Consider the following 18,244-nt stretch of genomic DNA (forward strand, 5'->3'; position numbering starts at 1 on the left):
TGTGCTAGCCTGGCCACGTTCTGAATTTTGGTCGAACCGACCACCGGACGAGCCCACCGTACCCGGCCAGCGACAAGACGGTGTTGTTCCAAGGAGGTACGGACAGACATGGCATGGATCGTTCTCGTCATTTCCGGCGTTCTCGAGGCAGTGTGGGCCACCGCGCTCGGCCGCTCCGAGGGATTCAGCAAACTCGGCCCATCGGTACTCTTCGGTGTCGCGCTCCTCGCGAGCATGGGCGGTCTCGCCTACGCCCTGCGTGATCTTCCGGTCGGTACCGCGTACGCGGTGTGGGTCGGCATCGGCGCCACCCTGACCGTCATCTACTCCATCGCGTCCGGCGACGAATCGGCATCCATCATCAAGGTGCTGTGCATCGTCGCCATCGTCGGCGGCGTCATCGGACTGAAGTTGGCGCACTGACGCGGTCACCTTGCGCGAGAACATGATTCGTACGTCCGGAAATGGACATGGTTGACTTTACGTGACCACGGAAGTACTTTAGCTCTCCAAACAATGGTTGCGCGCGGGTCGCCGTGATCGCGCTGCGTAGGTGGATCGGGGGATCACCATGCCGATGGGGCGAGTCATCGGGATGACGGAATCGCTTCCCGACGACTCCCCCATCGACTCGCATCGGCTGAGGCAATTCGTGGTGACCATCGAGGAGCCGACACTGGCCGCCGCGGCGCTCGCGCTCGGCACGACACCACGGGCACTCTCGACAGGAATCCGCCGACTGGAACGCCAACTCGGTGTACGGCTCTTCGAACACACCGGCCACCTACTGGAGCCGACACTCGCGGGCCGCACCCTGTACGCCGGTGCGCGCGCTCTTCTGTCGAGTAATACCTCACTGGCACAACAGGTACGGAAGGCGACGGCCGACCCTGCACTACCGATGTCGGTCGGCTACACCCCGGACGTGTCCTTGCTCACCGTGCACCGGGTACTGACCTCGATCAACTGGTCGCGATGTGAGAGCGGACGGGTACGCACGCACGTCATCGAACCGGCCGCGGTCCTGCAACCACTGCTCGCCGGCGACCTCGACGTCGTCCTGCGTTCGAGCGCTCAGCATGTGGACGGATTCGAAACGCAGATGGTCGGCGTCGACGTCGCGCGGGTGGCATTCTCCGTCGAGAGCCCTCTGGCCTCGTCCACCGCCATTGATCTCACCGATCTACGCGGCGTTCCGATCATCGTGCCCGCCCCGGAACACGTCTCCGCTTTCACTGCTGCGATCGCCACCGCATGCCGCGCCGCAGGCATCGAACCTGACCTGAGGCAGGCCGCGGTTCAGGGGCTGCCTCTCCCCGTCCTCGCCATCGACGATCCGTCGGCCGCGGTCTTCACCACTGCGGCGGCGGGGTTCCACTGCGACGGCGCCGTCGTCGTACGGCCCCTGCGACGCGACATCGCGATTCCGATTCAGATGATCTGGCTGACCGGCGCCGTGCCGGATCTTCGATGCGCGGTCACGTCCCGGATTCCCGGCGACGAACCGCTCAGTAGTGGCCTTTGATCACGAAGTACGAGCCGCGGATCTCGCCGGCCAGCTTGGATTTCTGCCGCGCGAACTTGAACGCTCCGAGTTCCTCCGGCACCTCCATGCCCTGCGACAGCTTGAACCCGACTGCGCGCTTGCCGCCGTCCTCGATCGCGTACATCACGTTGATCGACAGCCCCGACTCGTAGAACACGTACGACATGTGCAGGCCGTCGACCTCGAAGTCGCTGACCTCCAGGGCAGGCGAGGCGATCGTGATATCCCGCTCCTCGGCCAGGATTCGCTCGATGCGTGCGAGCACCTCCGGGGCATCCGCCGCGGGCACGACCGTGAACACGTGGTCGTACTTGTTCTTGTAGTACCTGGCCTCGTTCGCACGCAGCCCGGCCAGTGCGTCGACGACCGGCGACGACTCGAGGCCCTGTGTGGATACATCCGTGAAATCGACTACGTAAGCCATGCGGACCCCCGGTTTGCCAAGCACGTGACGGACCCGATGATCCTACGCCCCGATTCTCGCAGGATCAGGGGATCGGATCCGGCCGCACCCGCGGATCGCCGTTGTGGCGGTAGATCTGCTCATCGAGGCGATGTGGATCGACTTCGAGGAGCTTGCGGTCCCACTTCCCCAGATCCGCGGCGAGCACGTAGGTGTTCTCCAGGAACGCCATGAGCGTCTTGTCGGGATCGGCGCTGGTGCGGACCTCTTCGTACGGCAGCACCCACTCGCCCAGCTCGTTGTCGAATCGCCCGGGACTGATCGACGCCTCCCGGTAGCCGTCGGGCTCGGGGTAGACGTAGGCGTAGAACGTCCCCTCCTCCGATCCGCCGGGCCAGAATCCGGCGGCGTTGTTCTCCCGCGACTCGGCCTCCGCCATCACCCACGGCGGGCACGACGGCGGATTCCCGGTGTGCGGCGGCGCCCCGCGACCGGAGAATCGCGCGCAGGAGAGGTCCATCGACCCCCAGAACAACTGCACCGGACTGTCTTTGCCCGCGAAACCGGCTCGCCATTCGGAGAACACATGGTCGGCCGCGAGCATCTGCCGGAAGTAGGTGTTCACCGCGGTCGCGTCGTACGACTTGTGCTCGGTGTCCTCGGCGAACGGAATCGCGGGTGCCACCTCGTTGGGGCTCGCGACGATGGCCCGGTCGATCCCCAGCTCACCCAGCGCGGCCTGCACCTCGGACCAGAACTGCGCCACCGTTTTCGGGGCCAGGTCGACGGTCCGGGTGCCGCCGTTCGTCGCGCGGAAGACCAGGACGTGATCCACCAGATCGAACTCGGCGTCGAAGGTCGAGTTGGTGCCCCGCATCAGGCGGGTGCGGAAACCACGTGCGCTCAACGAATACGAGACGTTCCACCAGTGGTTGATCAGCGAGGTCGACACCATTTCGATCTTCCCGACGATCTGCAACCACATGTGCAGCGTCACCCTGGTGTCTTCCCAGTCGGCCAGTTTCAGCGCCGGCCACGCATCGGATTCACTCATCGAAGGGCTCCTCTGCTCTCCATACCTGTCACCTGACAGCCTGACATGAATGCCCACCAGCGGCAGACCAAACCTTCGGCCCCACCGCGAGAGCACTGCTCTTGCCATTCCGGGCCACGCATGCTTGGGTAAATCGAGAGCACCGCTCTCGTTGTGCGCCGACGGCAGCGATACGGGGACCGGATATGACACACGACGTGAACGCGAACGACGTCGTCGCCTTCTTCGTCGAGATAGGCGCCCTGGCGATCCTGGGTATCGCCGCCTGGCACATCGCGCCGAACCAGATCTGGGCGCGCCTACTGACGACGTTCGCGATCATCGGCTCCGCCATCGCTTTGTGGGCGTTGTTCGCATCGCCGCAGGCAACCTTCGACGTACCGATACTCGCGCTCGCCGTGAAGATCCTCGTCCTCGGCGGAAGTGTGGTCGCCGCGTACCTGCTCGCCGGACATGTCGCCTGGCCGACGGTCTGGGCCGGTGTCGTCATCGTCAACACCGTCCTGCTCTACGTCGGTCCCTTCGCCCGTCAAACCCACCAGTAACGTGTTCAGCGTGACCGACACTTCAGCCGCAGCGACGACCTCCGCCGACAGCCCCTCGCCGATCGTGTCCCGCGTGGGCCATTACTACGCCGTCGACGACACCTACGATGTCGCCCGCGAGAAGGTCCGCGAATACGCCCGCGCAGTGCAGGACTACCACCCCGCCCACTGGGACGCCGAAGCCGCTGCCGCCCTTGGCTATTCAGGCCTGGTCGCACCGTTGACCTTCACCTCGATCCCGGCGATGGCGGCCAACCGTCACCTGTTCGAGTCGGTGATCGTCGGGTACGACACCTACGTGCAGACCGAGCAGGTCTTCGAGCAGCATCGGCCGATCGTCGTCGGCGACAAGCTCATCGCCGACGTCGAACTGTCCAATGTGCGTCGGATCGCGGGCAAGGATCTGATCACAGTGACCAACACGTTCACCGACGAGGCCGGTGAACGAGTCCACAGCATGCACACCACGGTCGTCGGCGTAACGGCCGACGAGGTCGATCCCGCGATCACCGAGGCCGTGCGCAAGGTGATGATGCATGACGTCAGCATCCTGAGCCAGGATGCCGCCGACGAAAGCTACGAGCGCTCGGTCCGCCCGGACGGAGCCATCACGGTCGCCGACGATGCCGGACGCACGCCCGGCACCCCGTCCTTCGACGACCTGTCCGTCGGTGACGTGTTGCCCGTGCATCATGCACGGCTGTCGCGAGGTGATCTGGTCAACTACGCCGGAGTCGCCGGTGACGCCAACCCGATCCACTGGGATGAGGAGATCGCCAAGCTGGCGGGCCTGCCGGACGTCATCGCGCACGGCATGCTCACCATGGGCCTCGGGGCCGGATTCGCATCGGCGTGGTCCGGCGACCCCGGTGCCGTCACCCGTTACGCCGTCCGCTTGTCGCAGCCGGCGATCGTCTCGGCCGCCGATGGCGGCGACATCGAATTCAGCGGTCGCATCAAGTCACTGGACCCCGAGACCCGCACCGGTGTCGTCCTGGTCACCGCCAAGTCCGGCGGCCGCAAGATCTTCGGACTCGCGACGCTGACGATCCGCTTTCCCTGATCGTCGACTCCTCAACGCCCACATAAATTTCCCCTCACAGACGGAGCGACTGGATTATCCAGTTCGTCGAGCTGTGAGGGGAAATTTATGTGGGCGGATCTCGATGTCAGACGCGCAGCACGGTCGGCCCGAGTTCTTCGACGGCGCGGGCATCGGTGAGTCCGAGTTCGGTACCGGTCACCACGGCCTCGAAATCGGCGATCTCGGCGAACCGGCAGAAGTTATTCTCCCCGAATTTGGAGTGCGCCGCAACGAGAATCGGCCGCTGCGACGACCGGATGGCCGTCGCCTTCACCGCGGCGACCGCCGGATCCGAGGTGGTGAGTCCGTGCTCCAGCGAGATCGCGTTGGTCCCGATGAACGCGACGTCGATCACCAGGCCGCGCAGCATGTCCACGGCCCAGTGATCGACGGTCGCCAGTGTCCGCCCGCGCATCCGGCCACCGAGCAGCAGAACGGTGACCGTCGAACTGTGGGCGAGCGCTTCGGCGGCGAGAAGCGACGATGTGACCACGGTCAGCGATCGATCCGCGAGCTTCTCGGCGATGAGCCGGGGTGTGAATCCCTCATCCAGATAGACCGTGTCGGCGCCGTGGAGCAGGTCGGCCGCCGCTGCCGCGATCCGGTGTTTCTCCGCGAGGTCGACCTGACTCCGATACTCGAGTCCCGACTCGAATGCGGCCGTCTCCGTGGGCACCGCGCCGCCGTGCACCCTCTTGAGCAGCCTGCGCCCGTTGAGTGCCTTGAGATCCCGGCGGATGGTCTCCGTGGCCACACCCAATTCCTCGGCGAGCGCAATGACCTCGACTCGTCCACGCGTGCGCGCGAATTCGACGATCCGGTTCTGGCGGGTATCGGAGTCCACGGACACAAACTACTCGTCCCCGGACAGCAGGATGTCCCGCACCTCCTCGGCCGTCCGCGCCTGTCGCAACCGTTCGACCTGCGCGGAATCCACGAAGATCCGGGCAATTCGGTTGAGCAGCGCGAGATGGTCGTCGCCCGCGCCCGCGATGCCGACGACGAACTCGGCGGGCTTCCCATTCCAGTCGACGGGATCCTCGAACCGCACGAACGACATGCCGGTACGGCGGATCGAGGTCTTCGCCTCATTGGTGCCGTGTGGGATCGCCAACCCGTTGCCCATGAACGTCGAGACCGATTTCTCGCGATCATGCATCGCGTCGACGTAGGACGCGTCCACCGCACCCGCGGACACCAGCAACTGTCCGGCGGCGTCGATCGCGTCCGCCTTCGACGCCGCACTTCCGTGCAGCACAATCGATTCGAGAGCCAGGACCTCGCCGGATGAGTCGCCGGGCGCGACCGGCACGTCGGCGCCCGCACTGCCCGCACCCGCCGGAACGGTCTCCCGCTCCCCCAGCAGTTCGACGATCTCGTCGTACCGCGGGCTGCTCATGAAGTCGTCGACCGACACATGCGCCGCGGACGGCGTGGATTGGCGCGCACGCTCGGTCAGGTCGCGGTGCGTGACCACCATGTCGAAGGTGTCGGTGAGACTGGCGATCGATTGGTTGACCACGGTGACATCGGGGTGGCCCGCCTTCTGGATCTTGCGGCGCAGCACCGACGCACCCATCGCCGACGACCCCATACCGGCATCGCAGGCGAACACGATGTTCTTGATGGGCCCCTGTCGCGTCGAGCCGGTCAGGGCACCGGCCACACTCGACTTCTTGCCCTTCATGGCCTCCATGTCAGCAGTTGCCGCGGCGAGATCGTCCTCGTCGGTGGAGCGGTCGGTCTTCAGCAGCACGGCCGCGACGGCGAAGGAGACGGCCGCCGCAGCGACCACCGACAGGGTGACGCCGAGGATGCTGTCACCGGGGGTCTGCGCGTAGATGGCGATGATCGAGCCCGGAGCGGCCGGAGCACGCAGGCCCGAGCCGAACAGGACGTTGATGAAGACCCCCGTCATGCCGCCGGCGATCGCGGCGAGGATCAGCCGGGGCTTCATCAGGACGTACGGGAAGTAGATCTCGTGGATGCCGCCGAAGAACTGGATGATCGCGGCACCCGGAGCGGATGAGCGCGCCATGCCGCGCCCGAAGAAGGTGAACGCCAACAGGATTCCGAGGCCCGGTCCGGGATTGGCCTCGAGCAGGAACAGAACCGACTTGCCGGTCTCCGCGGCCTGCGCGGTACCGAGCGGCGTCAGGACTCCGTGATTGATCGCGTTGTTGAGGAACAGCACCTTGGCCGGCTCGATGAAGATCGACGTCAACGGCAGAAGATCGTTGTCGACCAGGAAATCGACGGCGTTGCCCGCACCACGGGTGAACGACGACACGATGGGGCCGATGCCGAAGAACCCGATCACCGCCAGGATCAGTCCGAGGATGCCTGCGGAGAAATTGTCGACCAGCATCTCGAAGCCGGGCTTGATCTTCCCCGCCCACAGCGCGTCCATCTTCTTCATCAACCAGCCGCCCAGGGGGCCCATGATCATGGCGCCCATGAACATCGGTACGTCCGCGCCGGCTACGACACCGACGGTGGCGATGGCGCCGACGACGCCTCCCCGGGCGCCGTAGATCATCCGGCCACCGGTGTACCCGATGAGAATCGGAAGCAGGTACGTGATCATCGGGTTGACGATGCCGCCGTCGGCGTAGTCGCCCCAGCCGCCGATCTCGGCGACCCAGCCGCCCGGATCCTTCAGAGATCCGAAGATTCCGGTGAGCCAACCGGCCTCGATGAACAGTGCGGTGATCAGGCCCCAGGCGATGAACGCGCCGATGTTGGGCATGACCATGTTCGACAGCGCGGTGCCGAGTTTCTGCACGCGGACCCGCAGGCCGGATCGCGCCTGCCCCTCCGCCGGAGTGGTGGTGGCCTGTGACATGAGAACCTTCGCTTTCCCCTATGACTTCTACCGACGCAACTTCCCCGAAGTGATGCCGATCACTATCAGTAGACCGCAGAAGTGGGCATGAGCGCAAGCAAACGGGCATAAATGGTCATCGTGTTCGGTGGATTTGTGCCCGCTTTCGCGTTATGGTGCTGAAGAGCACGTTGCTGACCGAGAGGACTCACCCATGAAGGCACTGCGCTTCTACGCACCAGAGGATGTTCGCCTGGAGGACGTCCCCGAGCCCGAGTGCGCGCCGGACGAGGTGAAGCTGAAGATCCGGAACTGCTCGACCTGCGGCACGGACGTGAAGATCTTCTACAACGGTCATCAGAACCTCACGCCGCCCCGGACCATCGGTCACGAGATCGCCGGGGAGATCGTCGAGGTCGGCAGCGACGTCAACGACACATACGGAAGCGACTGGAAGGTCGGTGACCGCGTACAGGTGATCGCCGCCGTGCCGTGCGGCGAATGCCATGAGTGCCTCAAGGGCTGGATGGCCGTCTGCCAGAACCAGACCTCGATGGGTTACCAGTACGACGGCGGGTTCGCCGAATACATGATCGTGCCCCGGCAGGTGCTCAAAGTCGATGGGCTGAACCGGATTCCGGACAACGTCGGATTCGACGAGGCGTCGGCTGCCGAGCCCTTCGCCTGCGCCATCAACGCCCAGGAACTCCTCGGCATCGAGGAGGGCGACACCGTCGTGGTCTTCGGCGCGGGTCCCATCGGCTGCATGCACATCCGGATCGCACGCGGTGTTCACAAGGTCGGACCCGTGTACCTGGTGGACGTGAATGCCGAGCGCCTCAAGATGTCCGCCGACGCCGTGCAGCCCGACGAGACCATCAACGGCGCCGAGGTCGACGTCGTGGAGCGTGTCATGGAGCTCACCGGCGGCCGCGGAGCCGACGTCGTGATCACCGCGACTGCCGCGAATGTCGCTCAGGAACAAGCCATTTCGATGGCGGCACGCAACGGCCGGATCTCGTTCTTCGGCGGGCTGCCGAAGACCGACCCGACCATCACCTGCGACTCGAACCTGGTCCACTACCGCCAGCTGCACATTCACGGCGCCAACGGGTCCGCCCCGGAGCACAACAAGCGGGCCCTCGAGTACATCTCCAGCGGCCAGGTGCCGGTGAAGGATCTGATCACCCGGCACATCCCGCTCGACGATGTCCTCGAAGCCTTCCAGATCGTCAAGAACGGCGAAGCCATCAAGGTCACCGTCGAGCCCTGACCGTCACCGTTCGGACGGCCCTCCTGCCGATCCAGCAGTCCGAAGCGCCAGCCCTCCCGGCGATCGAGTAGCCGTGAGGCGCCAGCCCCCGTTGATCGAGTAGCCCGAGGCGCCAGCCGAGGGCGTATCGAGATCCGACGCCACGCCGCGGAACTAGGCAACGCTTACCTAATGTCCGGTTCGTCGGGTATCTTCCGTGCATATGCGAACACTTCGGTATGCGAAGAAGGAACAATCGACCATGGGCGGACTGCGCAGGATGGCCGCGCTCGGCGGCGCTGCGGTATTGATCGCCGGCGCCCTGGCGGCGTGCGGCACGAGTGACGATACGTCGGATGCCGAATCGGCCTCTGCCTCCGACGGTGCGATCACGGTGTACTCGGGCCGCTCGGAAGAGCTGGTCGGCCCGCTTGTCGACCGTATCGGCGGCGACGTCGCGGTCACCGTGGCCTACGACAAGAAGGCCAATCAGATCCTCGAAGAGGGCTCGCGCAGTCCCGCCGACGTGTTCTTCGGACAGGACGCCGGGGAGCTCGGGGCTCTGGCCGATGCGGGACTGCTGGAACCGCTGCCCGCCGACATCACGGAGCGCGTCGACGAACAGTTCCGCGCACCCGAGGGAGCGTGGGCGCCGACGTCCGCCCGTGCCCGGGTCCTCGTCTACAACCCGCAGCAGATCCCCGAGACGGATTTGCCCACCGGTATCGACGGTCTGCTCGACCCGAAGTTCAAGGGCAAGGTCGCCTACGCCCCCACCAATGCGTCGTTCAAGTCGTTCGTCACCGCACTGCGTGTGATCCGCGGCGAGGATGACGCGAAGAAGTGGCTGGAGGGCTTCATCGCCAACGAGCCGAAGAAGTTCGAGAAGAACGGTCAGATCCTGGACGCCGTGAATGAGGGCACCGTGGCCTCCGGTCTGATCAATCACTACTACTGGGCGCAGGCGGTCAAGGAGAAGGGTGAGGCCGCGGTCCCGTCACGGCTGGCCTTCTTCAAGAACGATCCCGGTGGCCTGGTGAATCTGGCCGGTGCGGGCGTCCTGAAGAGTTCGGACAACAAGGAACAGGCCTTCGAGTTCGTACGCCAGCTGCTCAGTGAGCCGTCGCAGGAGTACTTCGCCACGGAGACAGGCGAATACCCGGTCGTCGGGGGCGTGCCGTTCAGTGTTCCGGGACTGCCCGCGCTGAACACGCTGTCGCCGCCGAAGATCGACTACGACAAACTCGCCGACACGAAGGGCACCGAGCAACTGCTCACCGAGGTGGGTGCGCTCTAGGCGGGGCGTCGCGGCGCCGGGGACGGCGATCCTCGCCCTGGTCTGCCTGGCCATCGCCGCGGTCGTCCTGCTCCCCGTCGTCTACCTGCTCATCCGTGCCTCCGAGCTGGGCGCCGAGGAAATACGCACCCTCCTGGTCCGTGCACGGACCGTCGAGCTCATCGGCAATACCGCCGGCCTGGCCGTCGTGGTCACGCTGCTCGCGACCGCCCTGGGTTTCGGGCTCGCCATGCTCGCGGCACGGTGCGGACGGAGCCGGTGGCTGCTGCTCACGCTGCTCGCCACTCCCCTGGCGATTCCGTCGTATGTTGCCGGGTTCGTCTGGACACGGCTCATCACCGGCTTCGAAGGTTTCTGGGCGGCGGTGCTGGTGCTGGTCCTCGCTTCGTATCCGCTGGTGATGTTGCCGGTCGCCGCGGCACTGATCTCGGCGGGACGGGCCCGCGAGGATGCCGCTCGCACGCTCGGCCTCGGCCCGGCGTCGGTCGTCGTGCGGGTGACGCTGCGACGGGTCTGGCCGTCGAGCGTCGGTGGCGCGCTGTTGGTCGCCCTGTACGCGATCAGCGACTTCGGCGGTCCGGCGATGGTCCGCTACGAACCGTTCACGGTCGGTATCTACAACGCCTATAACGGGGCTTTCGACCGCAGCACGCCCGCGGTGTACGGCTGCGTGCTCGTGGTGGTCGCGGTGATCCTGGTGCTCGCCGAACGGCTCATACGCAGGCCTACGGAGTCGACGGCCGCGGTGGACCGCGCACCGCACGGCGGGCGTACCGGTGTCGCCTGGACAGTCGGCACATTGGTCCTGATCGTCGCGGTGGTGGTGCCCGTCGTCGGCCTCATACGCGACATCGCCCAGTCGCAGCGCCTCGGGTTCGCCTCCGTCGGTGACGCCGTCGCCTGGGCGTGGCCCGATCTGCAGGCGACCGCGTCGCTGTCGCTCACGGCGGCCGCCGTCATCGCTGCCCTCGCGCTGCCGGTGGCCCTATACACGGCGCGACCGGCGGGCCCGGGGTCGGGCATCATCGAGAGCGCCACGCATATGGGGTATGCGCTGCCCGGTATCACCGTCGCGCTGGCGATGGTGTTCGTCGGTATCCGACTGCTCCCACAGTGGTACGGCAGTACCACAATGCTGATCGCCTGTTACGCGATCCTGTTCCTCCCGGTCTGTGTCGGACCGATGCGCCAGGCCTTCGATGCGATACCGCCCGGCATCCCGGACGCCGCGCGCAGCCTGGGGGCGTCACCGGCCGGCGTCCTTGCGCGGGTGCAATTGCCGCTGGCGCTTCCGGGAATTGCCGCCGGTGCCGCACTCGCCGCACTATCCGTCGCGAAGGAATTGCCGGCGACGTTGATGCTCGCGCCGATCGGCACCTCGACGCTGGCGTCGCATATGTGGAGCCTGAACAATGACCTCGCCTATGGCCGCGCCGCGATTCTGGGACTGATCCTCATCGCGGTGTCATCGTTACCGACGGTGCTGTTGTCGGCACTACTGACCCGGAGGATTCGATGAGCGATCCGGCTGTACAGGTACGTGAACTGTCGGTGCGTTACGGGCACCAGACGGTGTTGCACGACGTCGACCTGGATGTCCCACAGGGCTCGATCACTGCCGTTGTCGGCCCATCGGGTTGCGGGAAGACCACGCTGCTCCGGGCAATCGCGGGTCTGGAGCCCGTCGCGTCCGGCACCGTCATCGTCGGCGGAAAGACGGTCGCGGCGCCCGGGCAGCATGTCCCCGCCGAGCGTCGCCGCGTCGGCCTGGTCCCACAGGAGGGTGCGCTCTTCGAACACCTGACCGTCGCGGGTAACGTCGGATTCGGGTTAGGGCCGTGGTGGCGACCGAACCCTCGCCGGTCCGGCCGTATCCACGAACTTCTCACCGCCACAGGCTTATCCGAACTCGTCGGACGCAAGCCGGCACAGCTGTCCGGTGGACAGCAGCAGCGTGTCGCGCTGGCCCGCGCGTTGGCGCCGCGGCCGACGGTCATCGGCCTCGACGAACCGTTTTCCGCACTCGACACCGCGTTGCGCACCCGACTACGTGAACACGTCAAGAGCGCCCTGCGCGCCGAGGGTGCATCGGCACTCCTGGTGACACATGATGCCGAGGAGGCCATGTCGATGGCGGACCAGATAGTCGTGCTCTTCGACGGCCGGGTACGCCAGACCGGCACCGCCCGAGAGGTCTTCCGGTCACCGATAGACAGTGCCGTGGCCGGAATGTTCGGCGACGTCACCGAGATACCCGCCAACGCCACGGGCGACGTCGCAGACTGCGTCATCGGCACCGTGTCATTGCGGTCTCGGCACACCGGTCCCGTGACGACCCTGGTGCGCCCCGACGAACTGACGGTCGAGCCGGGCGAGGGCGCCGAGGTGGTGTCGTCGCGCTATCTGGGCAATCGAGTCGCCCTGGATGTCCGGATCGGATCCATCACCGCACGCGTCGACGTATCCGCCGAAACTGCTCCCGCGCAAGGAAGTTCGGTGTCGGTACGTGCCACCCGTCCCCTACACGCCGTCGACCGGGGGTAGCCTCACGCCGGTGTGCGGAGCAGAATCGACCCGGTGATCCCCCAACATGCCACCTGGTTCGTCTCGGCCGATGCCACAGGCTGCGGCCGATGACGACTGAGACGCATCACTATCGGTGGCGTGACGGTGATGATCCCGAAGCGCCGCCGGTCGTTCTTCTGCACGGCACCTACGGGAACGAGGACGACCTCATCGATCTCGCCGGCCGACTCACGCCGCACTCAGCAACATTGGCCGTCCGCGGCGCAGTCGCGTTGGAATATGGATTCGCGTTCTTCCGGCGCTTCCCCGATCGACGAGTCGACCACGTGGACGTCGCCGCACGATCGACGGTTCTCGCCGACGTCGTCGAGGCCGTCATCGATGACCACGCCCCCGGCGCCAAGCCTCTGCTGATCGGTTTCTCCAACGGCGCGATCATGGCGACGGCCCTCGTCCTGACCCGCCCCGAACTCTTCTCCGGCGCAATCCTTTTCCGGCCGTTACGTCCGTTCGAGGACACGACCTCCATTGATCTCACAGGTTTTCCGGCCCTCGTCATCGAGGCTGCGGCGGACACGCGCCGTTCCGTAGGAGATGGCCGTCGAGTTGCCGAGGATCTGTCGGAGGCCGGCGCCACCGTCACGTACGAACTACTCGATGTGGGGCATGCCGTCACCGATGCCGATGTCAAGGTGGCGAAGGCATGGCTTCACACCACAGTGAGCACGTGAGTCCAGAGAACTGGTTGGCTCGCACCGGACGCGCGGACGCGAATCACATACGCGCGTAGCGAGCGAGCCAGTAGCAGAACACGCCGTAGGCCGCGATACCGATCGCCGCGAGGACCATCAGAATCTGTCCCGCCGGGGCTCCGGAGAGCGACTTGACCGCGCCATCGATACCGGTCGCCTTGCTCGGATCGGAGGTGAACACCGCAACGATCACCAACAGACCGGCACCGAAGAGGACCGCCCCTTTGCCGACGTAGCCGATGACTCCGGCCACGGTCGCCGCTTTGTCGTCCGAGATCTTGAGATCCTCGAGGAACTTCCGGGTGACGCCCTTGTACACGTGATAGCCCCCGACGGCGATGATGATCAGACCGGCGACCACCAGGACGAACTTGCCGCCCCCGGATTCCATCAGTTTCGCGGTCATGCCGGCGTTCTGCTGGCCACTCGACTTGCCCTGCCCCATCGCGAAGTTCGCTGCGGTCCAGGCGAAGCCGGCGTACACAACCGCGAGTGCCACCGATTTGCCGCGATCGAACCACTGCTCGGCGCCGTCACTCTCCTGGCCCGCCTCGGTGGCATGCTGCCCGACGATGGCCTCGGCGAGACGCCACAGCGCGAGTCCCGCAAACGCAACGACCATCACCCACAACGCGATTCGGCCGCCCGGCTTGTCGGCGAACATTCCCAGCGCGCCCGACTGGTCAGCCGAGCCCCCCTTGCCGAAGGCCAGTCGCAGAATGATGTACGCCATCAGCAGGTGCACCACACCGCTGACCGCGTGGCCTGCCCGCGCCACACGCTCGAACCATGGACTATCCGTCGCGCGATCGACTGCGCCCGTGACGTCGTTGCGGCTCATGTTTCCCCTCCACCTGTTCGTCGCCTGCTCCGACCGCCCCGCCGATCGATCGCCTCGACATTACGGTGCGAAGTACCCGAAATGGTGCATTTCGGGACGCAAACTAAGCATGTCCCGCGCCTCCGCGCCCGCGGCTTCCGCCAGCTGTCATCGAGACGCTGCTGGAAACATCCTCCTCAGAGGCACCCGAGGGCAATATGCCCTCGAACCGGTCTGAGGGCGACGTTTTTCGCAGCAGTTTCGGACTCAGATGTCGTCGACCATCGCGGTCAAGCCACCACCCGCGGTGCCCGTGCCGAGTTGGGCAATGCGCTTCGGCGACCATTGTTCGGAGAACATGGAGCGGCCCAACGATTCGAGTCGCGCGCCTGGGCCGCTCCACTGTCTCTCGGATCGACACTGTCTCTCGGATCGACGCGGTGGTCAGCTGCGCCCCATCAGCGGATGATGGTGTGTTGTGACTGAAGAGAAGCTGGCGCGCCGAACACCGGAACACAGCCCATCCGACTTGGCGATTGCGCACCGGGAGTTGATGTCCCTCCTCGCCAAGTGCGAGGCGATCGACCTTGCCAGGCTGAGCGATGGCCGACGAACCCTCATGATCAACCGCATCGCTGCCCTGAGAACGGCGCTGTCACTCGTCGCCGAAGCGGCAGAAACGCGTTGATACGCGTCGTACTTGCTGGACTCCGGCTATTGCCAGTCGCATCTCAGTCAGCAGCGACGTGCCCATGGCCATCACCTCCCGGTGACGAGAAAACCCCTTCCGAAGCCGGTCGGAAGGGGTTTTGCACTGTCGGGCTGACAGGATTTGAACCTGCGACCACTTGACCCCCAGTCAAGTGCGCTACCAAACTGCGCCACAGCCCGTTGTCCCGTTGGGGACCTCCGAAATCCTAGCCGACGAGCGGGAGTTCGAACCAATCGGCTGGTCAGCGGCCTCCCGCTACCCCGTTTCCGAGACGCTTATTGGATCCGATAAGCGGGAGGGAAACGGGTGAGTGTCTAACGCTTCGAGCGTCGGTGTTCACGCTTGTCGCGGACGCGGACGTTGATACGCACGGGTGAGCCGTCGAAGTTGAACTCCTCGCGCAGGCGGCGTTCGAGGAAGCGGCGGTAGCCGGCCTCCAGGAAGCCCGTGGTGAACAGCACGAAGGTCGGCGGGCGGGTCGCAGCCTGGGTGGCGAACATGACGCGCGGCTGACGCCCGCCGCGCAGCGGCGGCGGTGTGGCGGCGATGACTTCCTTGAGCCAGTTGTTGAGCCGGCCGGTGGATATGCGCTTGTCCCACGATTCCAGTGCGCCCTCCAGTGCGGGCACCAGCTTCTGCACCGATCGTCCGGTCTCGGCGGAGATGTTCACCCGGCGCGCCCAGGGCACGCGGGCGAGCTCACGGTCGATCTCCTTGTCGAGTTGGTAGCGACGGTCCTCGTCGACCAGATCCCACTTGTTGAACGCGATCACCAGGGCACGGCCGCTCTCGATGATCATCGACAGCACGCGGAGGTCCTGCTCGGTGATCGGCTCGGAGGCGTCGATCAACAGGATCGCGACCTCGGCCGCATCCAGCGCAGCCTTGGTGCGCAACGACGCGTAGTACTCGTGGCCGCTGGCGGTGCGAACCTTGCGCCGAAGACCTGCGGTATCGATGAATTGCCATGTCTTGCCGCCGAGTTCGATCAACTCGTCGACCGGATCGACAGTGGTGCCCGCGACGTTGTCGACCACCGAGCGTTCCTCGCCCGCGAGCTTGTTGAGCAACGAACTCTTACCGACATTCGGCTTGCCGACGAGGGCCACGCGGCGCGGACCGCCCAGCGTCGCACCACCTTCACGAGGCGTCTCGGGGAGCACCTTGAGGATCTCGTCGAGAAGATCGCCCGCGCCACGACCGTGGGCGGCGGAGATCGAATGCGGCTCCCCCAGCCCCAGCGACCACAATGCGGCTGCCTCGGCCTCGGCGCGTTCACTGTCGATCTTGTTGGCCGCCAGGATGACCGGGGTCTTCGAGCGGCGCAGCACCCGGGCCACGGCCTCGTCGGTCGCGGTGGCTCCGACAGTCGCGTCGACGACCAGCACGATGGCGTCTGCGGTGCGCATGGCCAGTTCGGCCTGCGCGGCGACGGCCTGCTGCAGTCCCTTGGCGTCCGGTTCCCAGCCGCCGGTATCGACGACGGTGAACTTTCGGCCGGTCCAGCTGGCCGAATAGGAGACGCGGTCGCGCGTCACACCGGGGATGTCCTCGACGACGGCCTCGCGGCGGCCGAGGATGCGGTTGACGAGAGTGGACTTGCCGACGTTCGGCCGTCCCACGATGGCGACGACCGGCATCGGGGTGGCGTCGACGGGATTGCCTTCGGCGTCGAGTTCACCGATCTCCCAGTCGGTTTCATCCGACCAGGTGCCGTCTCCGGGCATCGCGAGATTGCCGTCGGTCGTCGGCGTATCCGTCATGATTGCACTCCGATCCGCGTGTCGATCAGGTTCACGAGAGCATCGACGACCTCAGCCAGTGTGAGGTCGCCGGTGTCCACGATGATGGCATCGTCGGCGGGCCGCAGAGGCGACATCGCTCGTGTCGAGTCGAGATGGTCCCGGCGGTTCACACCGGCCAGGACGTCGGCGAGATCGCTGTCGCGACCTGCCTGAATGTTCTGTTCGTGCCGCCGCTGTGCACGCACCTCGGGTGCCGCGGTCAGGTAGATCTTCACCGATGCGTCCGGGAAGACGACCGTGCCGATGTCGCGGCCTTCGACGACCACGAAACGTCCTCGCGCCGCTTCGCGCTGCACCGCAACGAGAATGGTGCGCACCACGGGTACCGCGGACACGGCCGATACCGCGTCGGTGACGGCGTCGGTACGGATCTCGCTCGACACGTCCGTCCCGTCGAGCCGCGTGACCGATGCGCCGCCGTCGAAGTCCTGGCGGATCTCGACCGTCTCCACCAACCGGCCCACGGCATCCGAATCATCCACGGAGACACCCGCGTTCAGCACCGCGAGGGTGGCCGCGCGGTACATCGCACCGGTGTCGAGCATCTGCGCGCCCACTCGTTCGGCGACCAGCGACGACACCGTCGACTTACCGGTTCCCGCGGGCCCGTCGATGGCGATGACACCGACCCGCGTCGACACGACCATCACAGCCCGACCGCCTTGTACAGTTCGCCGATCTCCTTGTTGCCCAACACGCGGAGACTGCCCGGACGCTGCTCCCCCAGCGACACCGCTCCGATATGTGTCCGCACCAGCGCCTGCACCGGAAAGCCGACCTCCTCGAGAAGCCGCCGCACGATGCGATTGCGTCCCTCGTGCAACGTGATCCGCACCAGCGACTGGCCCTCGTGCACGTCCATGACGGTGAAGGCGTCCACGGCGACGGGACCGTCCTCGAGTTCCACACCGGCGCGCAGCGTACGCCCGAGGGAACGCGGCACCTCGCCGCGCACCGTCGCCAGGTAGGTCTTGGGCACCTCGAACGACGGGTGCATGAGGCGGTGCGCCAACTCGCCGTCGTTGGTGAGCAGCAGCAGACCTTCGGTGTCGGCGTCCAGACGCCCCACATGGAAGAGCCGCTGGCCGGCCATCACGCGCTCGGCGACGATGTCACCGACGCATGGCCGACCCTGGTCGTCGGACATGGTCGACTGCCAGCCCTTCGGCTTGTTCAGCGCCAGGTACTGCCGGTCCTCGTCGATCACGACGCGGGCTCCGTCGACGCGGATCACGGCGGTGTCCGGATTGATGCGCAGGCCCTGTTCCGTGACGATCTCGCCGTCGACCTCGACGCGTCCGGCCGCGATCAGTTCCTCGGCGCCACGGCGCGATGCGACGCCGGCCTGCGCGAGCACCTTCTGCAATCGCACGCCGTCGGCCACATAGGTGGCGCCCGCCTCAGCGGACTCGTGCTCGGCGATCTGATGCCGCGCGGGTTTGGCGTTGTTGAGGCGCACCTTGCCGGAAGCCACATCCGGCTTCGATGAGCCCTTGCGGTGGGTCTTCTTCGCGTGCGGCGCACTCTGCTGCGGTGCGCCCTTCTTGCCGGTCTTCTTGGGGGTCGCGGCGCGCGCGGGCTTGCGGCGCGGGCCCGGTGTGCCGTCTCGGCTAGCGGATGCCAT

Annotated in this window: 18 protein-coding genes, 1 tRNA gene and 1 riboswitch; of the genes, 10 read left to right on the forward strand and 9 right to left on the reverse strand. The window is 66.0% G+C overall.

Features of this window, described 5'->3' with window-relative positions:
* Window positions 1-24 precede the first annotated feature (24 nt).
* A riboswitch (guanidine-III (ykkC-III) riboswitch) is annotated at window positions 25-87 on the forward strand.
* Between the two features lie 21 nt (window positions 88-108).
* Together AC4JJG_RS19255 and AC4JJG_RS19260 are read left to right on the forward strand one after the other, a co-directional pair.
* Entirely contained in the window at window positions 109-423 is a 315-nt protein-coding gene (locus AC4JJG_RS19255; protein WP_495401895.1) for a DMT family transporter, read from the forward strand.
* A 172-nt stretch (window positions 424-595) separates the two neighbouring features.
* Complete coding sequence (locus AC4JJG_RS19260) at window positions 596-1,525, forward strand: LysR family transcriptional regulator (protein ID WP_495401893.1); 930 nt, start codon at window positions 596-598, stop codon at window positions 1,523-1,525.
* Here AC4JJG_RS19260 and AC4JJG_RS19265 read toward each other — a convergent pair.
* Together AC4JJG_RS19265 and AC4JJG_RS19270 are read right to left on the reverse strand one after the other, a co-directional pair.
* A complete protein-coding gene (locus AC4JJG_RS19265) occupies window positions 1,509-1,970 on the reverse strand; it encodes a DUF8821 family protein (protein WP_495401892.1) in 462 nt (153 codons plus the stop codon). The genes AC4JJG_RS19260 and AC4JJG_RS19265 overlap by 17 nt on opposite strands.
* A 64-nt stretch (window positions 1,971-2,034) precedes the next feature.
* Complete coding sequence (locus tag AC4JJG_RS19270; RefSeq protein ID WP_495401891.1) at window positions 2,035-3,003, reverse strand: DUF5996 family protein; 969 nt, start codon at window positions 3,001-3,003, stop codon at window positions 2,035-2,037.
* 185 nt (window positions 3,004-3,188) lie between these two features.
* Between AC4JJG_RS19270 and AC4JJG_RS19275 the strand changes: the two genes are divergently transcribed.
* On the forward strand, window positions 3,189-3,548 hold the full coding sequence (locus AC4JJG_RS19275) for a DUF2568 domain-containing protein (protein WP_495401890.1): 360 nt from the start codon (window positions 3,189-3,191) through the stop codon (window positions 3,546-3,548).
* 10 nt (window positions 3,549-3,558) lie between these two features.
* Window positions 3,559-4,611 carry a fused (3R)-hydroxyacyl-ACP dehydratase subunits HadA/HadB gene (locus tag AC4JJG_RS19280; protein WP_495401889.1) on the forward strand — a complete coding sequence of 351 codons (1,053 nt, stop codon included), beginning with the start codon at window positions 3,559-3,561 and terminating at the stop codon, window positions 4,609-4,611.
* Between the two features lie 106 nt (window positions 4,612-4,717).
* Here the strand turns inward: AC4JJG_RS19280 and AC4JJG_RS19285 are convergent, their stop codons facing one another.
* Together AC4JJG_RS19285 and AC4JJG_RS19290 are read right to left on the reverse strand one after the other, a co-directional pair.
* Window positions 4,718-5,476: a DeoR/GlpR family DNA-binding transcription regulator gene (locus AC4JJG_RS19285; RefSeq protein WP_495401888.1), complete on the reverse strand. Its 759-nt coding sequence runs from the start codon at window positions 5,474-5,476 to the stop codon at window positions 4,718-4,720.
* Between the two features lie 9 nt (window positions 5,477-5,485).
* On the reverse strand, window positions 5,486-7,477 hold the full coding sequence (locus tag AC4JJG_RS19290) for a PTS mannitol transporter subunit IICBA (RefSeq protein ID WP_495401887.1): 1,992 nt from the start codon (window positions 7,475-7,477) through the stop codon (window positions 5,486-5,488).
* 193 nt (window positions 7,478-7,670) lie between these two features.
* On the opposite strand from AC4JJG_RS19290, the gene AC4JJG_RS19295 reads away from it, so the two are divergent.
* From AC4JJG_RS19295 to AC4JJG_RS19315, 5 genes are all read left to right on the forward strand, one after another.
* Window positions 7,671-8,729: a zinc-dependent dehydrogenase gene (locus AC4JJG_RS19295; RefSeq protein WP_495401886.1), complete on the forward strand. Its 1,059-nt coding sequence runs from the start codon at window positions 7,671-7,673 to the stop codon at window positions 8,727-8,729.
* Between the two features lie 202 nt (window positions 8,730-8,931).
* A complete protein-coding gene (locus AC4JJG_RS19300) occupies window positions 8,932-10,005 on the forward strand; it encodes an iron ABC transporter substrate-binding protein (protein WP_495401885.1) in 1,074 nt (357 codons plus the stop codon).
* On the forward strand, window positions 9,995-11,524 hold the full coding sequence (locus AC4JJG_RS19305) for an ABC transporter permease (protein ID WP_495401884.1): 1,530 nt from the start codon (window positions 9,995-9,997) through the stop codon (window positions 11,522-11,524). Before AC4JJG_RS19300 ends, AC4JJG_RS19305 begins: the two co-directional genes overlap by 11 nt.
* A complete protein-coding gene (locus AC4JJG_RS19310) occupies window positions 11,521-12,549 on the forward strand; it encodes an ABC transporter ATP-binding protein (RefSeq protein WP_495401883.1) in 1,029 nt (342 codons plus the stop codon). The genes AC4JJG_RS19305 and AC4JJG_RS19310 overlap by 4 nt, the downstream gene beginning before the upstream one ends.
* An 89-nt stretch (window positions 12,550-12,638) precedes the next feature.
* The gene (locus AC4JJG_RS19315) at window positions 12,639-13,262 is read left to right on the forward strand and encodes an alpha/beta hydrolase (protein WP_495401882.1); all 624 of its coding nucleotides are present in this window, start codon (window positions 12,639-12,641) and stop codon (window positions 13,260-13,262) included.
* Window positions 13,263-13,305: 43 nt separating this feature from the next.
* Here AC4JJG_RS19315 and AC4JJG_RS19320 read toward each other — a convergent pair whose 3' ends face one another.
* Entirely contained in the window at window positions 13,306-14,124 is an 819-nt protein-coding gene (locus AC4JJG_RS19320; protein ID WP_495401881.1) for a DUF1206 domain-containing protein, read from the reverse strand.
* A gap of 457 nt (window positions 14,125-14,581) precedes the next feature.
* Between AC4JJG_RS19320 and AC4JJG_RS19325 the strand changes: the two genes are divergently transcribed.
* Window positions 14,582-14,791, forward strand: coding sequence for a hypothetical protein (locus tag AC4JJG_RS19325; RefSeq protein WP_495401880.1), 210 nt, complete (start codon window positions 14,582-14,584; stop codon window positions 14,789-14,791).
* 129 nt (window positions 14,792-14,920) lie between these two features.
* Here the strand turns inward: AC4JJG_RS19325 and AC4JJG_RS19330 are convergent.
* From AC4JJG_RS19330 to AC4JJG_RS19345, 4 genes are all read right to left on the reverse strand, one after another.
* Window positions 14,921-14,994: transfer RNA gene (locus tag AC4JJG_RS19330), tRNA-Pro, on the reverse strand.
* A gap of 135 nt (window positions 14,995-15,129) precedes the next feature.
* Entirely contained in the window at window positions 15,130-16,578 is a 1,449-nt protein-coding gene (gene der, locus AC4JJG_RS19335; RefSeq protein WP_495401879.1) for a ribosome biogenesis GTPase Der, read from the reverse strand.
* Window positions 16,575-17,267 (reverse strand): (d)CMP kinase, encoded by a 693-nt coding sequence (gene cmk / locus AC4JJG_RS19340; protein WP_495401878.1) that lies wholly within the window; start codon window positions 17,265-17,267, stop codon window positions 16,575-16,577. The genes der and cmk overlap by 4 nt, the downstream gene beginning before the upstream one ends.
* Window positions 17,267-18,244 carry a pseudouridine synthase gene (locus AC4JJG_RS19345; RefSeq protein ID WP_495401877.1) on the reverse strand — a complete coding sequence of 326 codons (978 nt, stop codon included), beginning with the start codon at window positions 18,242-18,244 and terminating at the stop codon, window positions 17,267-17,269. Before AC4JJG_RS19345 ends, cmk begins: the two co-directional genes overlap by 1 nt.

The sequence above is a fragment of the Gordonia sp. B8661-1 genome, assembly GCF_059427765.1.

Coding starts and splice junctions, on each gene's coding strand:
- AC4JJG_RS19255 (WP_495401895.1), top strand. CDS start 109: ATGGCATGGATCGTTCTCGTCATTTCCGGCGTTCTCGAGGCAGTGTGG.
- AC4JJG_RS19260 (WP_495401893.1), top strand. CDS start 596: ATGACGGAATCGCTTCCCGACGACTCCCCCATCGACTCGCATCGGCTG.
- AC4JJG_RS19265 (WP_495401892.1), bottom strand. CDS start 1,970: ATGGCTTACGTAGTCGATTTCACGGATGTATCCACACAGGGCCTCGAG.
- AC4JJG_RS19270 (WP_495401891.1), bottom strand. CDS start 3,003: ATGAGTGAATCCGATGCGTGGCCGGCGCTGAAACTGGCCGACTGGGAA.
- AC4JJG_RS19275 (WP_495401890.1), top strand. CDS start 3,189: ATGACACACGACGTGAACGCGAACGACGTCGTCGCCTTCTTCGTCGAG.
- AC4JJG_RS19290 (WP_495401887.1), bottom strand. CDS start 7,477: ATGTCACAGGCCACCACCACTCCGGCGGAGGGGCAGGCGCGATCCGGC.
- AC4JJG_RS19295 (WP_495401886.1), top strand. CDS start 7,671: ATGAAGGCACTGCGCTTCTACGCACCAGAGGATGTTCGCCTGGAGGAC.
- AC4JJG_RS19300 (WP_495401885.1), top strand. CDS start 8,932: ATGCGAACACTTCGGTATGCGAAGAAGGAACAATCGACCATGGGCGGA.
- AC4JJG_RS19310 (WP_495401883.1), top strand. CDS start 11,521: ATGAGCGATCCGGCTGTACAGGTACGTGAACTGTCGGTGCGTTACGGG.
- AC4JJG_RS19315 (WP_495401882.1), top strand. CDS start 12,639: ATGACGACTGAGACGCATCACTATCGGTGGCGTGACGGTGATGATCCC.
- AC4JJG_RS19320 (WP_495401881.1), bottom strand. CDS start 14,124: ATGAGCCGCAACGACGTCACGGGCGCAGTCGATCGCGCGACGGATAGT.
- der (WP_495401879.1), bottom strand. CDS start 16,578: ATGACGGATACGCCGACGACCGACGGCAATCTCGCGATGCCCGGAGAC.
- cmk (WP_495401878.1), bottom strand. CDS start 17,267: ATGGTCGTGTCGACGCGGGTCGGTGTCATCGCCATCGACGGGCCCGCG.
- AC4JJG_RS19345 (WP_495401877.1), bottom strand. CDS start 18,244: ATGGCATCCGCTAGCCGAGACGGCACACCGGGCCCGCGCCGCAAGCCC.